12 protein-coding genes are annotated in these 15,115 nt (G+C 42.1%); 5 read left to right on the plus strand and 7 right to left on the minus strand.

All coding sequences use genetic code 11. The features are described 5' to 3' along the window. Positions 1-162: 162 nt before the first annotated feature. Positions 163-381 carry a hypothetical protein gene (locus V7K62_RS13645; protein WP_292748430.1) on the minus strand — a complete coding sequence of 73 codons (219 nt, stop codon included), beginning with the start codon at positions 379-381 and terminating at the stop codon, positions 163-165. 440 nt (positions 382-821) lie between these two features. Here V7K62_RS13645 and V7K62_RS13650 point away from each other — a divergent pair, with 440 nt between their 5' ends. Beyond that, entirely contained in the window at positions 822-1,613 is a 792-nt protein-coding gene (locus tag V7K62_RS13650; RefSeq protein WP_334864741.1) for a phospholipase D-like domain-containing protein, read from the plus strand. Between the two features lie 56 nt (positions 1,614-1,669). On the opposite strand, the gene V7K62_RS13655 is transcribed toward V7K62_RS13650, so the two are convergent. From V7K62_RS13655 to hemW, 6 genes are all read right to left on the minus strand, one after another. Next, positions 1,670-2,005, minus strand: coding sequence for a helix-turn-helix domain-containing transcriptional regulator (locus V7K62_RS13655; RefSeq protein ID WP_334864743.1), 336 nt, complete (start codon positions 2,003-2,005; stop codon positions 1,670-1,672). A 5-nt stretch (positions 2,006-2,010) separates the two neighbouring features. After that, positions 2,011-2,364 (minus strand): type II toxin-antitoxin system RelE/ParE family toxin, encoded by a 354-nt coding sequence (locus V7K62_RS13660; RefSeq protein ID WP_334864745.1) that lies wholly within the window; start codon positions 2,362-2,364, stop codon positions 2,011-2,013. Positions 2,365-2,427: 63 nt separating this feature from the next. Beyond that, positions 2,428-2,553 (minus strand): hypothetical protein, encoded by a 126-nt coding sequence (locus tag V7K62_RS13665; protein WP_334864747.1) that lies wholly within the window; start codon positions 2,551-2,553, stop codon positions 2,428-2,430. After that, a complete protein-coding gene (locus V7K62_RS13670; protein ID WP_334864749.1) occupies positions 2,540-3,661 on the minus strand; it encodes a THUMP domain-containing class I SAM-dependent RNA methyltransferase in 1,122 nt (373 codons plus the stop codon). The genes V7K62_RS13665 and V7K62_RS13670 overlap by 14 nt, the downstream gene beginning before the upstream one ends. 105 nt (positions 3,662-3,766) lie before the next feature. Further along, entirely contained in the window at positions 3,767-4,654 is an 888-nt protein-coding gene (locus tag V7K62_RS13675) for a UTP--glucose-1-phosphate uridylyltransferase (RefSeq protein ID WP_334864751.1), read from the minus strand. A 10-nt stretch (positions 4,655-4,664) separates the two neighbouring features. Further along, entirely contained in the window at positions 4,665-5,846 is a 1,182-nt protein-coding gene (hemW, locus tag V7K62_RS13680) for a radical SAM family heme chaperone HemW (protein ID WP_334864754.1), read from the minus strand. Between the two features lie 248 nt (positions 5,847-6,094). Here hemW and V7K62_RS13685 point away from each other — a divergent pair, with 248 nt between their 5' ends. From V7K62_RS13685 to V7K62_RS13700, 4 genes are all read left to right on the plus strand, one after another. Beyond that, positions 6,095-7,171 (plus strand): PIN/TRAM domain-containing protein, encoded by a 1,077-nt coding sequence (locus V7K62_RS13685; protein WP_334864756.1) that lies wholly within the window; start codon positions 6,095-6,097, stop codon positions 7,169-7,171. A 914-nt stretch (positions 7,172-8,085) separates the two neighbouring features. Then, complete coding sequence (locus tag V7K62_RS13690; RefSeq protein WP_334864758.1) at positions 8,086-10,032, plus strand: amino acid permease; 1,947 nt, start codon at positions 8,086-8,088, stop codon at positions 10,030-10,032. Positions 10,033-10,282: 250 nt separating this feature from the next. Beyond that, positions 10,283-13,507, plus strand: a complete 3,225-nt coding sequence (locus V7K62_RS13695; RefSeq protein ID WP_334864760.1) for a hybrid sensor histidine kinase/response regulator — start codon at positions 10,283-10,285, stop codon at positions 13,505-13,507. Between the two features lie 350 nt (positions 13,508-13,857). Continuing rightward, a complete protein-coding gene (locus tag V7K62_RS13700) occupies positions 13,858-15,114 on the plus strand; it encodes an RNA-guided endonuclease InsQ/TnpB family protein (RefSeq protein ID WP_334864762.1) in 1,257 nt (418 codons plus the stop codon). Position 15,115: the final 1 nt, after the last annotated feature.

Here is a 15,115-nt window from a genome sequence, read left to right on the forward strand (position 1 = left end):
GTCAAACGCGCATTTCCCGACATTGTGGAATCACACAACAACCTAAACCACTTTCTCTAACTCACCCGTCGCTGGAAACATACAACAAGCTAAATCTCAACAAAACCCTCAAATACTAAGCATTCTGAGGGTTTTGTTATGTGAGAAATACTGATCTAAAAGTTACCAGTTAAACGCTTTTTTGATGCCATAAGCTGCCAACCCTATAACAGCACCCACTGCTACAACTGGAGCTGCACCAATACCAATCGCAATACCAGCAGCAGGAGCGAGTACACCAATACCCCCTAATGTAGCGGCAGCACCACCTCCTAGCACAGCACCACCTGCTGCAAATCCTGCTGCTTCTCCTAAATTATTATCATCATTTTTTGTACTCATTATTAGCACCTCAATGTTTTCTGTATCTATTCTCTCTAGCAGTAGCTTTTTATGCAATAGTATTCTTACTGTACTGAAGATAATTTTTTATGAACTAAATTCCCACTCGCTGGGGATATTAATTGAATGGAAACGAAAGTTGCTGTTTAGTCATAGTGCGGATATGGTTTAAAATTCTCACTCGCTGGGGATATTAATTGAAAGACACCTTAAACGAGTCAGGCTTACCCGACGACGCGCTGTAAAAAATTCCCCATTACTCACCTTAAAACCCTTGTGTTGCGTCTTGCAGCGAGGGTTTATTTTTTGGTGGTTGGGTGCGATCGCAGAAAGGGAGGTTTTTTACAAAATCACGTTAAGTTTTATTTCTATGAACAGCTATTTATTAACAAAATTGGGAACACTAAATTAGTCAAAGGTCTATGGAGATGTTTAGTCAAATGTCGAATTTATCGGGTATTGAAAGAATCAAACTAGAAAAATTATTAGAGATGTCAAGTGGCTACGTTCTTAATTTTTCAGATAGAACATTTGATGATTATGTTCTAGAAAATACAGGTCTTAATATATATGAAGATAAATACATTGGCGCAGGTACATCAAAAGCAAAGAGGCTCAGATCATTTTGGAGACTAGAATCTAATCATATTGTTGGAAAATTGTTATTAGCTCTTTTAGAATATTGGAAATCCAGAAATACGTCTGATGATTTTTATCAGATAACAGAAGATAAGCAAAAATTGTTTGATGAATGTTTTCAAATCTCTCAAAGATTGGTGAATGATACACAGCTTGAAGAAATTCAAAACTCAACCTCAAATATCCTTTTTGAGAAAATTCAGAACGAAATAATCAAAGAAATTGAACAAGCTAAATTTGCAATTTGGATTGCAGTGGCTTGGTTTACAGATAAGAAAATACTTGATAAATTAATTGTCAAAAAACAGGAAGGTTTAAATATACAGTTAATTATTTCTGATGACGAAATAAATAATAATTCTGGTCTAGATTATACAAATTTTGAAACTTATAAAGTACCAAAAACCGGAAAATATGAAAATATAATGCATAACAAGTTTTGTGTGATTGACTTGAATAGAGTTATTCACGGTTCATATAACTGGACTAATAAAGCTAAATTTAATGGTGAAACAATTGATAATTCTTTTAATCGTCAAGAAGCAGAAAAATTCGCCGAGCAATTTATTAAATTAAAAAGGTTAGCATCATAATAAGAAAATTTGATAATAGATAAACCTTAAAATAAGGAATTGCCATTATCAAGTTTTTAATTGCAACCAACTATTGTACTAACCTTGATATCAACGATATCAACATTTAATTTTTTACGAAGAACGTTAAAAATTGCTGTTAAATTATCCATAGTAGGATTTCCTTTTGCAGAAAGCATCCTATGAAGACTTTTACTTGGTTTAGAAGTTTCAATTGCAAGTTCTTCAAAACCTACAGTCCCATTTACAAGTTCTTTCAATATAAGTCTTGCAGTGTCTGGTTCACCATTAACGAAAAGAGTAATTGCTTCCTTAAATAAAGCTGTTGCAAATTCAGGATCATGTTTAACTCTTAAGTTAACTGTTTCTTTAAAGTCTCTAGTAAGTTCCATATTAGCTACCTCTTCTTAGACCCTTTGCCTTTCTCTTCACTAGCTTCTTTTTTTCTGTTTTTGTACTCTTCGTACAATTCCTTAGCCCGATCAATATCAGCTTCCTGAGTTTTCTTTGTTCCGCCACCAAATAAGACTATAAGTTGCTTGCCTTCTTGAGCAAGATAAATTCGATATCCAGGCCCCCAATTGATTTTATATTCGCCAATTCCGTCAAACCATTTTACATTCGATATATTGCCCAACTCAAGTCGTGACTTAGCCACTGTCACTTTAACCGCAGGAAAAGTATCTAAGCTATCGAACCATTCTTTATAAGGACTAGAACCATCTTCTTTAATGTATTCTTGAACTTTCATACTACACACTCCTATATAGTAACTTATATGTTACTATCTGTCAAGCCGGAAAACATACGCCGTCTACGCGAGTTGATGAACAATTCCGAAAGGGATAACGATGACTAGCCAAAAGCCGTTGTAACCATATCTGAAAATTCCCTGTTGTGCGATCGCCTTCATGTAAATTGCAAAATTAGTACAACTCATATTTCATTAACTGACAAGGCAGCGCTCCGTTATACACCGCAATCCGTTGGGATGATTTCAGCCCAATCGATTGAGACAGTTCCTTGTTACCACTTAGCACAAATGCAGTCCAACCTTTGAAGCGTTGTTTCAACACATCGCCCAAAAGTTTATAGAACGCCCCTAAATCGCTATCTCGCCCCAGGCGTTCGCCATAAGGTGGATTGCAGAATAAAACCCCACTGTCTGCGGGGGCGACAACATCGGCAAGCTCCATTTGAGAAAACCAGACATGGTTATCAACGCCGCAATTTTGAGCATTGTTAATCGCTTGCTCGATTATATTTTCATCGCGATCGCTTCCCCAAATAGGTGCAGTCAGGGTGTCTCGCTGGCTGTCCTTAGCTTCTTGGAGCAGTTTTTCTAAAAGGGACAGATCAAAATCGAGCCAATTTTCAAATCCAAAGCAATCGCGAAACAGCCCTGGTGCGATGTTCAGCGCCTTTAAGCTAGCTTCCAGAGGTAAAGTGCCAGATCCACAGAGAGGATCGTAGAACATCTGGTCTGGCTGCCAGCCCGAAAGTTGAATCAGGGCAGCAGCTAGAGATTCCTTGAGAGGGGCGGCTCCAACCGCAGGGCGGTAGCCTCGGCGGTGCAGACTATTTCCCGAACTATCGAGTTTAACGGTACAAAAGTCGCGTTCAATATGAACATTGATCCGCACATCTGGGTCATGAAGTTCTACATTTGAACGCTCGCCCAGATTTTCTTTCTGCTGGTCAACGATCGCATTTTTGACCTGGAGAGATGTGAAATGGCTGTGGTTGAGGTGATCGTTTTTGCCTGTGACATTCACCGCCAGGGTCATGTCTGGCGTTACATAGTTTACCCAATCGATGGTCTGGATGCCGCGATAGAGATCCTTAGCATCAAGGCATGGAAACTCATGGATATTCACCAAGATTCGGAACGGCAGCCTAGCCCACAGGTTGACGCGATAAAGTAGGGTGCGATCGCCCTCAAAGGCTACACCGCAAAACCCCGGCTCAACTGAATGGGCACCCAGTTGCTCTAACTCCTGAGCCGCAAGGGTTTCTAATCCACGAGCAACCGTTGCAAAATAATTCATAATTCGTAATTCGTAATTAATGGCTACTAGGAACTCAATTTATTGGTGGAGATCAAAAACATTATTCCTTTTTCAGAACAAGCGACTTTTGTAACTAAGATTCATCTAGAAATTTCTAAAATCAATCATCGTTTGACGATAGGCATCTGGCAAACCTGTATCAAAACACTTGCCTTTAACAACATATCCTGTTATTCCCTCTTCTTGACGCAATCTTTCGAGACAAGATGTTAACTGAAATTCACCTCGTTCTCGGAAATTTTGGTTGATATGTTCTGCGATAAAGTCAAAAATTTTCGGCGTTAGTAAATACAAACCAAATATACCTAAAAAATTATTTTCTGCCATTCCATCTACACGCAAATGCTTTTGTGCATACTCAATGGCAGGTTTTTCATAGAGTTGTGTAACTGACAAAATCGAGTTTAACTCTTGCCAAACTCCTGTTACACACCCAGCTTTATGAATAATTTCTGCTGGCATTATAGTTAAGCCAACAACGTTTTGATTAACTTGTTCGTAAACATCTAAAAGTTGACTAGCACAAGATTTTTCAGTGTCAGATGTATAAATGTGGTCGCCCAATAATAGCAAAAACGGCTCATCTTGCACCCAATCCTTGGCACAAAATACCGCATGACCATAGCCTAATTGCTCCTCTTGCAATAAAATGGTAATTCTCTTGCCTAAATCTTCGAGATATCGGCTATATTCTTGATTTTGCGGTGAAAGTTTCGCTAAAAGTTCTTTTTTGGGTGGATTTTTCAATAAATCTTCAAATATTTCTTTGTCATCTGGCTGCACCACGATCGCTACTTCTGCAATTCCAGCACTAATTGCCTCTTCAATAATTGCTAAAATCACAGGTTTTGCCCTACCATCTCGATCAATAATCGGGAAGAGTTCTTTTTTCACAACTTTAGTAGCTGGAAACAAACGAGTCCCAAAACCAGCTACCGGAATCACAGCTTTTCTAACTTGATTTTTCTGCATAAGCAGTTCATCACCCCAACTTCTCAAACAACTCCGCCAACACCACATTAGAAAACAAAAACCCTTGGGGATCAATCAAACGCAACCTTCCCTCTGCAACTTCCACCCAACCTTTATCAAAATACCCTTGCAAACATCGGCAAATCTCCTCCACCTTCTCTTCGCCAAACGCTTCCGCCAACGCTGCCAAACTCAAACCCTCTGCCAAACGCAACCCCAACATTAACGTTTCTAACAATACTTCCTTTGGGGGAGTCACATCACAATCAATCACACACCCAGCTTCCACCCACTGGTAATACTCCCTAGTTTTACGCAAACGAGTGAAGCGTTTCCCCTCAACATAACTCGCCGCACCCATGCCAAAGCCATAGTAAGGGCGGTTTTCCCAATAGACTCGATTATGCCGACACTGATGACCAGGTTGGGCATAATTGGAAATTTCATAATGCTCATAACCTGCACTAGTCAAAACCTGCTGCGCCATCTCGTACATTTTGACTGTGGCTTCATCCGTGGGCAAAGGAGTATCGCCAGGTTTGTAGTAACGACCAAAGGCTGTACCTGGTTCGATGGTAAGATCGTAGATGGAGATGTGAGTGGGTAAAATCGCCACCGCTTTTTCTAGAGAATCCTGCCATTGAGCCAAAGACTGATGCGGCAACCCAGAAATTAAGTCTAAGCTGAATTCGGGAATCTCGACTTGGTGAATTAGTTCCACAGCGGCGAAAATATCTTCAACTGAGTGCGATCGCCCCGCCCTTTGCAATAATTCTGATTGAAAGGCTTGTACACCCAAACTTACCCGGTTTACGCCAGCACTGCGGTAGCCTGCTATATGTGCTAAATCAAAGGTGGCTGGGTCTATTTCCATAGAAATTTCTGCCCCAGAAGCAATTCCAAAATGCTTCTCTAGCTCTCTCAGTATACGTTGTAGCTGCTCCGTTGATAGTAGCGAAGGAGTCCCACCACCGAAGAAAATTGTCTTCAGGGGTTGACCAAATGCTGGTGTAATGGCAATTTCTTGACATAGCACCTCAACATATTGGGAGATCGTACCAGATGTTTCGCCCCGCAAGCGATCGCCTACAACAAACACCGGGAAATCACAATAAAAGCACCGCCGTCTGCAAAAGGGAATATGCACATAAGCAGAACTCGCAATTCCAGAAATCCTAAATTTTTGACTCATTTTGAGAAAGAATTAAGTTAACCAACTGCGAATTCGAGACAATGAAAATGAGGAGTTTATATCCAATTTTTTGTCGTTTTACAAAGAAACAATGAAAAATATTAAGATAAAAGCCTTTGGTTATAATAATTACAGATATTGCCCTACTAAACCCTTAGTGTAAGTCAATATTGATGAGTTTATCTTACCGATGAAATAAAAAATACTTAACTTTCTCGGTTAACACAGTTGCAGGAAACAAGACAACCATGCTTGACGCCATTATCATTTTTTCATTTATCCTAGCAGCGTCGGGAATAGGGTTCTACAGCATTGAACTGCTACCCAATGACACGCTAGATCAGGTAACAAATATTGAAGCTTTACGCTTAGTTGTTGCCGTCTTTGCCGCGATTATTGGTGGTGCGATCGGGCTGAGTTTCCAGACGACATATCGTCGCCTAGAATCACAAATCAAAGAAATGCCTCTGGAAGTGATCTTAACTCGTGCGATCGGCTTAGTGATTGGGCTATTACTAGCTAACCTGATGCTAGCCCCACTATTTTTGCTACCCATCCCGGCAGATTTTGGATTTATTAAGCCACTGGTGGCAGTTGTCGGCAGTATTATCCTCTCCGTCACTGGTATGAATTTGGCAGACACCCACGGGCGAGGCTTATTGCGGTTCATTAATCCCAACACCGTCGAATCGATGGTAGCGGAAGGGACGCTAAAACCCGCCAATACCAAAGTTTTAGATACTAGCTGTATTATTGATGGTCGCATTGAAGCCTTACTAGAAACAGGGTTTCTGGAAGGGCAAATTCTTGTACCGCAGTTTGTCTTGCAAGAACTGCAACAAGTAGCGGATGCTAGCAAAGACCAAAAGCGGGTGCGGGGAAGACGAGGACTAGAAATTCTCAACCGCATTAGGGAAGATTATCCCGATCGCATCCTGATTAATGCAGTTGACTACGAAGATATTCCCACAGTGGATGCCAAGTTAGTGCGCTTCGCCCAAGAAATCAGCGGTACTCTGCTAACCAACGACTACAACTTGTCTAAAGTTGCCAGTGTTCAAAAAGTACCTGTTTTAAATGTGAATGATTTAGTCAATGCCGTCCGTCCCAGCTATTTACCTGGTGACAACCTGGATTTGAAAATTCTTAAGGAAGGCAAAGAACCGAGTCAAGGCATTGGCTACCTAGATGACGGCACAATGGTAGTCGTTGAAGAAGGTAGCAATTATGTGGGTGGTGAACTGCGAGTAGTAGTCACCAGCGCTTTGCAAACTACAGCAGGAAGAATGATTTTTGCCAAACCCCAAGCTTCAGCATTGGCGTGAAACAATGGGATGTTTAATTGAAGTGACACTTAGTAATCGGTGCAGGTTGACTGTACCGATTATTTATTGGACTCAATTGCTTGTAAATACTGTAACTGCTCAATTGATAACCCTGTAACTCTTGCTACTTGTTCTAATGGCATACCAGTATTAAATAGATTTATTGCCACTCCAAGTAAAGCTTCAGCCTTCCCTTATTGTAAAATGTCTTGATAAATCGCTGACTCGCGCATAATATCTGACTTCAAAACTCGTTTTTTATTTGTTACAAAAGTATTCCCAGTACGAATAACCTGCTGTCTTAGAGGTTGTTTGAAAAGTCCTCTTGTCGGTATCAAAACATTTTAGATCCCCCTAAATCCCCCTTTTTAAGGGGGACTTTGATTCCGGTTCCCCCCTTTTTAAGGGGGGTTAGGGGGGATCAAAGTGCCTAAAATCACAGCCAAATACTTTTCAAACATCCTCTTAGATTTTACTTGTAAAACTCCCGGTACTTGTAGATTAACTCATCTTATTACTACATCTTGGTAGTTAATTTCCAATATATCAAATTCATAAAGAGTTGCAGTATTACAATCAACACCGCTACTTATAATCATTAATTTCATTCCATTACTGTTAGGATATTAAAACTTGACTAATTTCGTTTTTTTAACTGATACAGCTTGAAGATGCTAAGGATACGAAAGCGTTAATCCCCAAATATACGGATGCAGTATTGAGTCTTCCCATACTAGAAGCTGCAATTGATCTTGATACGCTAGAAGACTCTGGGCAGCTACTACATATTTTGTAAATCGGACAGGATGCTTAACATACAATAATAGTGCTATACCTTTGTAGTTAAAAATTCTCATAAACTACGAAGGCTTAAAAAAATCACAAAGCCGACTTTTGCAACACAACCGTATTTGATGGCTAATTCAATTGTTTCAACAAAACGGCTCGGCAGCCAGTTAATCCACTGGTTGCTTGAAGAAGACCGACGAGAGAAAAAAGGGCCTTACCGCAAAGAAGAACCACATCGCCAGCATTCTTGGTGGCAGGTGATGTGTTTGACAGGTGTAGATTATTTCTCGACCCTTGGCTATCAACCTGGGATTGCAGCTCTGGCGGCTGGCGCTCTTTCTCCTATAGCTACCCTAATTCTAGTTTTACTGACGCTGTTTGGAGCATTGCCAATCTATCGGCGCATTGCTGCCGAAAGCCCTCATGGTGAAGGGTCGATCGCAATGTTAGAGCGTTTACTCCCCTGGTGGCAAGGCAAATTACTTGTGCTGTGCTTACTTGGCTTTGTGGCAACTGACTTTATTATTACCATTACCTTGTCAGCGGCTGATGCCACAGCCCATATCATCGAAAATCCGCTGACACCAAATTGGCTTCACAATCAGACGATCGCAGTTACCCTGATATTAGTTGCATTACTAGGTGCAGTTTTCTTAAGAGGTTTCCGAGAAGCGATTGGGATTGCAGTAGTTTTGGTGGCAGTTTATCTGCTGTTAAACTTTATTGTCGTTGGCGTCGGTCTGTATCAGATATTAACTCACACAGAAGCGATCGCTAACTGGCAAACTGCACTTTTTGCACGCCATTCCAATCCTTTAATGTTAATCGGCATCGCTCTGCTCATATTCCCCAAACTAGCGCTGGGATTATCAGGTTTTGAGACTGGTGTTACCGTTATGCCTCTGGTTAAAGGTAGCAGTAACAACACTTCGCAGCATCCCAAAGGGCGGATTCGGAATACACGCAAGCTGCTCACCACTGCTGCTCTGATTATGAGCTTCTTTTTACTTACCACCAGCTTTATAACCACTCTACTGATTCCCACCGCACAATTTGCATCTGGGGGCAAAGCCAATGGACGCGCCCTTGCTTATTTAGCACATCTGTATTTAGGCAATGCCTTTGGTACAATTTACGATTTAAGTACTATTTCTATTTTGTGGTTTGCAGGTGCATCTGCAATGGCAGGGTTGCTGAATATCGTGCCTCGCTACCTACCACGCTATGGTATGGCACCCAATTGGGCACGAGCAACGCGACCTTTGGTGTTAGTCTACACAGCGATCGCTTTTGTTGTCACAATTATCTTCAAAGCAAGTGTAGAAGCCCAAGGTGGGGCTTACGCAACTGGTGTGCTGGTGTTGATCACCTCAGCCGCCTTTGCCGTCACCCTATCAGCCCACCGTCACAGACAGAAGCGGGCCAAACTCGTCTTTGGCATCATTACACTGTTATTTTTATATACCACCATTGTCAATATTATCGAAAGACCAGAAGGGATTAGGATTGCTGGGTTTTTTATCGGTGCAATCATTTTTACCTCGCTGGTTTCTCGTGTTTGGCGTTCTACAGAACTGCGAGCAGAGCGGATTGAAGTTGACGAACTTGCTGGCCAATTCTTTGCCGAAGATAGCCAGGGAACAATACGACTGATTGCAAATCGGTTGAATACGGGCGATGTCCTAGAGTATTTTATGAAAGAGAAAGAGGTACGTGAAGACAACCATATTCCAGCCAAAGATCCAATTCTGTTTCTAGAAATTCATGTATCCGATGCTTCGGAATTTGCGGATGTGATCAAAGTAAAAGGGGTGCAAGTTGGTGATTATCGGATCATCCGGGCTGAAAGTGCAGCAGTACCGAATGCGATCGCAGCTTTACTACTCTATATTCGCGACCAAACAGGTAAAATTCCTCATGCTTACTTCGGCTGGGTTGAGGGAAATCCTATACAATACTTGCTGCGTTTTATCTTGTTTGGTGAAGGTGACATTGCTGTAGTTACCCGTGAAGTACTGCGTCGGGCTGAAAAGAATCCCCAGATGCGACCTGGTATTCATGTTGGAGGTTGATTCAGGAGTGCTGTTAGCGGTAACAGGGCGTTGAGCCAGTGCTGAGTAAATTAAAATCACTCAGCACTATTTCGTTAACAGAGTTCTTTTTTCTCCTTGTTCCCTTGTCTGCTAAAAGTGCGGCAAATAAACCAGTTATAGAAGTAGCGATCGCTGCTTCCAACTCCAGGTGGAAGAAATTGCCCTAAAATTTATGTAAGTATGAGCTGCTGAATCTGAAATTAACTTTAAATTTATTTAACTTTTTAGAATGCCAGACGCGGAAAAGTCCCAGAACCAGCTGCATTGGCAAGTTAGTAAAAAAACAAATTATTCGCTAGTAGATAGTGGAGAAGAGGGAATGGTGCTTCAGTTGGCTGATGGCACTATCCAGGCTTCCAATGGTGCTGGCGATCGCATTTTGGGACTGACCGCAAAACAGCTTGTGGGGCAAAATTTGCTTGATCCCAAGTGGCAATTTATTCATGAAGATGGCTCTCCTTTACTCAGTGAAACTCATCCTACGAGCGTTACCCAGAATACAGGTAAACCTTGCTTAAATGTGGTGTGTGGCTTTTATAAGCCAAATGGTGAGCTAGTCTGGCTATTGTTTTCCTCCCAACCTCTGTTTCAAACTGAAGCAAGCAATCTCTATGCGATCGTGACAACTTTTTCGGATATTACGGCATCTAAGCACGCCCAATTCGAGGATGACTGTAGTTATGAACAAGATATTCAACGAGTTGATGCAAATGAATTTCAGGCACTGTGGGATAGTCAACGTTTGTTTCAACAAATTGCTGGCACTCTTCCGGGGATAATCTACATTTATGACCTAATTCAGCAGCAAAATGCTTACGTTAACTACGAAATTGCTCAAAGTTGGGGCTACACACCAGCAGAAATCCAGGCGATGGGAAAGGAGTTATTTTCTCAACTTCTACACCCTGAAGATTTGGCGAGACTCCCTAGCTATTTTGAAAAATTTAATTCTGTTCGTCAGGGTGAAGTCCTCAGCTTTGAATACCGAATTCGACACGCCAATGGAGAGTGGCGCTGGTTTTGTAGCTATGACACTATACACAGCAGAACTGCTGATGGATTGCCGGAATATCTTTTGGGGATCGCTTTTGATATTACAGAGCGACGACACATAGAAATTTCCCTGCGGCAAAGTAATGAAAGGTTTGAGCTAGCAGCGGCGGCGGTTAATTGCCTAATCTATGACTGGGAGATTGGCAGAAATACTGTGGAAAGAACTCAGGGTCTAACCCAGGTTTTTGGCTACACACAACAAGAAACTGAACCTACCTTCCAGTGGTGGCAAGAACGCATCCACCCCGACGATCAACAAAGAGTTAATGACCAGTTCATGGCTAGTATGGCCAATGGAAACCGTTATCGGATTGAGTATCGAGTGCGTCACCAGGATGGCCGCTATTTGTGGGTGGAAGATCAGGGGTTTGCAGTCCGGGATGCAAATGGTCAGGTAGTTAGGGTAGTTGGTGCTAGTACTGATATTACCGAACAGCAAGCTGCCCTATGGGAACGCCAACAAATTGAAACAAATCTGCGTGAGAGTGAAGAACGGATTCGGTTAGCCACTAATGCTGCTGAACTGGGTATGTGGTTTTGGAATCTCACCACCAACGAGGTAATTTGGACAGAGAAATGTCGGCAGCTGTTTGGACTGTCCCCAGAAGCCGAAATCAGCTTTGAGATTTTCCTCAACTGTGTACATCCAGAAGACCGCCAATGCATTCATGAAGCGATCGCCCGCTCTCTTGCGGAAAAGGTTGAGTGTAACATAGAATACCGCAATATTTGGTCTGATGCTAGCATTCATTGGATTGCTGCTAAAGGTCGCATCTTTTATGATGCCGATGCAAAGGCGGTACGGATGATGGGTACTACCCAGGATATTACCCAACGCAAACAGGTAGAAAATGATTTGCGCCAGCGCGAAACTCAATTAAGGCGATTAGTTGATTCCAACATTATTGGCATTATGTTCGCCACTCCTGATTACATTACTGAGGCGAACGAGGCTTTTTTAGAAATGGTGGGTTATACGCGAGAGGAACTATTAGCAGGTAAGATACACACACAACATATCACCCCACTGGAATATCACGCTCTCGATCGGCAGGGACTAGAGCAACTTTTAACGGTTGGGGTCTGTACTCCCTTTGAAAAAGAATACATCCGCAAGGATGGTTCCCGCATTCCCATATTAATTGGTGGTGCCTTGGTGGAGCGAGATCCCGCGTCTTGGATCTGTTTTATTCTTGACCTAACCCCCAGGAAGCAATTAGAAAAGGCACTCAGGCAACAAGCAGAGGAACTCAAACAGGCGAACCGAAACAAAGATGAGTTTCTTGCTATTCTCTCCCACGAATTGCGATCGCCCCTCAACCCCATTTTAGGGTGGTCATCGCTACTCAAAAGCCGCAAATTTGATGAGGTGACTACAAATCGGGCTTTGGAAACCATCGAAAGAAATGCTCAATTGCAGATTCAATTAATTGATGGCTTGCTAGATGTATCCCGAATTATTCGCGGTAAGTTGAACCTGACTTTTGCCACTGTTAACCTGGTAGCTGTAATTGATGCCGCATTAGAAACAGTCCGGTTAATCGCCGAAACTAAATCCATCCAGATTCAAATACAGGTTGACCCTAATGTTAGTAAAGTGTTAGGCGATTATTATCGCTTACAGCAAGTTGTGGGGAATTTACTCTCGAACGCAGTCAAGTTTACTCCCTCTCATGGTTCAGTGGAAGTCAGTCTCTCATTGAGTCGTGAATTGACTTCCCACTCAGCACTGATTCAAGTTAAAGACACAGGTCAAGGTATTTCCCCCGAATTCCTACCCCACGTATTTGAATCTTTTCGTCAAGCCGATAGCAGCACAACCAGGGAATTTGGCGGACTGGGACTGGGATTGGCAATAGTTCGTCACTTAGTAGAGTTGCATGGTGGTACTGTAACAGCAGCTAGTCCAGGAATTGGACAGGGAGCAGTTTTTACTGTTAAACTGCCCGTGATCAAGGAGAGTGGCAAAGTAGGAGAAGCAAGGGAATCAGGAAAGAAATTTAACTCGTCACTTCTTCGTGGACTACGAATATTAATTGTCGATGACGATGTTGACACACGGGAGTTTCTCCACTTCTTGCTACAACAGAATGGGGCGTTGATAACTGCCGCAGCTTCGGTAAATGAAGCGTTTATGATTATAGCACAGGCTATACCTAATTTAGTAATCAGTGATTTAGGAATGCCAGAAATGGATGGCTACAGTCTGATTAGGAAGCTCAGAGCCATGCCCAAAGAGGAGGGCGGGGAAATTCCGGCGATCGCTCTTACCGCCTATGCTGGAGAAAGCGATCGCGATCGAGTCTTAGCAGCCGGTTTTCAGAAACACATTGCCAAACCAGTACAACCAACTGAATTACTCACCTCAATTGCAGATTTGCTAGGGCAAAATCATCACTAAAACTACTATTTCTGTTCATTGGATTTTAGGCTGAACTAAACAGTATTAGGTTATGAAGAATACACTAACCAGCAGAATAAACAAAATTTAACTATTACGCCGTAAGTCCCCCACTGAATTCTGTAAGACGCTCGATGACTCGCTAACGCTTCTCTACGAGAGGCTGCGCCAACGCTATCGGAATCAGTGGCGGGATATAAGGCGGTTGATAAGGATTGCATCTAATATTAATTTTTTGCAGAGCAAAGACAAATATTAGATGTATGACGAATCAACAATTATTTTCTTTTACCCGCTTATCAGAAAATACATATCATGCTAAGATGGGCATATCAATGAGGTGATGTTGAGTGTTACACAAGGCTTGCCCTGAGCGATGTCGAAGGGTTGTACAAGTCCGTTTATATCCGTCGCAAGAGCAGCAAATCCAATTAGCTCAAGCTTTTGGTTGCGCTCGGTGGTGGTGGAATTATGCCCTAAATAAGTCAATTGAGACTTACAAAGAAACAGGGTTTGGACTTACTCGTGCAGCGCTCAACGCACTTCTTCCAGCACTCAAAAAATCTATTGATACAGTATGGTTAGCTGATTGTTATAGCCAAGTTTTACAGGCAACAACACTCAATCTGACCACGGCGTACAAAAACTTTTTTGATAAACGGGCTGGTTTTCCTAAGTTCAAGTCCAAGCATGGCAAACAGTCTGTCCAGTATCCTCAAAACGTCAAAATTGTAGATGGTGATATCAAACTTCCAGGCAATGTTGGGACAGTTAAAGCCAAAATACACAGACCCATTGAGGGGAAAATAAAGACTGTTACTGTTAGTAAAGCGCCTTCGGGTAAATATCTTGCATCTATCTTGACTGAGATAGAGGGCGAAAATCCGGTTATTTCAGAAGGTAAAATTTACGGGATTGATTTAGGTTTGAAACATTTCGCCGTTGTAACTGATGGCGAAAAGATTTCTAAATATGATAATCCTAAACACATTGCCAAGCACGAGAAAAACCTCAAGCGCAAGCAAAAAAAATTAGCTCATAAGCTTCATGGAAGTAATTCAAGGAATAGATATAGAAAAGTTGTTGCTGCATTGTACGAACGGGTTAGTAATTCAAGGCAGGATTTTCTACATAAACTTAGTTATAAGTTGGTCAGCGATAGCCAAGCTGTCATAGTAGAAAATCTTCATGTCAAAGGCATGGTTCGTAATCACAAATTGGCGAAAGCAATATCTGATGTGGGGTGGGGAACGTTCACTAACTTCTTGGATTATAAATTGGAGCGTAAAGGTGGGAAGTTAGTTGAAATTGATAGATGGTTCCCCAGTTCCAAGCTCTGTTCTAATTGTTTCTATCAAATAGGTGAGATGCCGTTGGATGTCCGCGAATGGACTTGTCCTCACTGTGGCACTCATCATGACCGAGACGGAAACGCAGCTATCAATATTAGGGCAGAGGGTATCAGAATGCTAAAGGCGGAAGGTTCAGCCGTCTCTGCTGTAGGAGGGGAGGTAAGACCAAAACTAGGGCGAAAGTCCAAGTTGCGGCACTCCCCCGTGATTACAGAAGCCGACACTGTACTTGGTACTCCAAGTCAGTGTGGGTAGT

Origin of the sequence: Nostoc sp. (assembly GCF_036917935.1) — a bacterium.
Taxonomy (GTDB): domain Bacteria; phylum Cyanobacteriota; class Cyanobacteriia; order Cyanobacteriales; family Nostocaceae; genus Nostoc.

Bases quoted from the DNA above. Each gene is read 5' to 3' on its own strand.
- V7K62_RS13645 (WP_292748430.1), bottom strand. From the start codon at position 381: ATGAGTACAAAAAATGATGATAATAATTTAGGAGAAGCAGCAGGATTT.
- V7K62_RS13650 (WP_334864741.1), top strand. From the start codon at position 822: ATGTCGAATTTATCGGGTATTGAAAGAATCAAACTAGAAAAATTATTA.
- V7K62_RS13655 (WP_334864743.1), bottom strand. From the start codon at position 2,005: ATGGAACTTACTAGAGACTTTAAAGAAACAGTTAACTTAAGAGTTAAA.
- V7K62_RS13660 (WP_334864745.1), bottom strand. From the start codon at position 2,364: ATGAAAGTTCAAGAATACATTAAAGAAGATGGTTCTAGTCCTTATAAA.
- V7K62_RS13665 (WP_334864747.1), bottom strand. From the start codon at position 2,553: ATGAGTTGTACTAATTTTGCAATTTACATGAAGGCGATCGCACAACAG.
- V7K62_RS13670 (WP_334864749.1), bottom strand. From the start codon at position 3,661: ATGAATTATTTTGCAACGGTTGCTCGTGGATTAGAAACCCTTGCGGCT.
- V7K62_RS13675 (WP_334864751.1), bottom strand. From the start codon at position 4,654: ATGCAGAAAAATCAAGTTAGAAAAGCTGTGATTCCGGTAGCTGGTTTT.
- hemW (WP_334864754.1), bottom strand. From the start codon at position 5,846: ATGAGTCAAAAATTTAGGATTTCTGGAATTGCGAGTTCTGCTTATGTG.
- V7K62_RS13685 (WP_334864756.1), top strand. From the start codon at position 6,095: ATGCTTGACGCCATTATCATTTTTTCATTTATCCTAGCAGCGTCGGGA.
- V7K62_RS13690 (WP_334864758.1), top strand. From the start codon at position 8,086: ATGGCTAATTCAATTGTTTCAACAAAACGGCTCGGCAGCCAGTTAATC.
- V7K62_RS13695 (WP_334864760.1), top strand. From the start codon at position 10,283: ATGCCAGACGCGGAAAAGTCCCAGAACCAGCTGCATTGGCAAGTTAGT.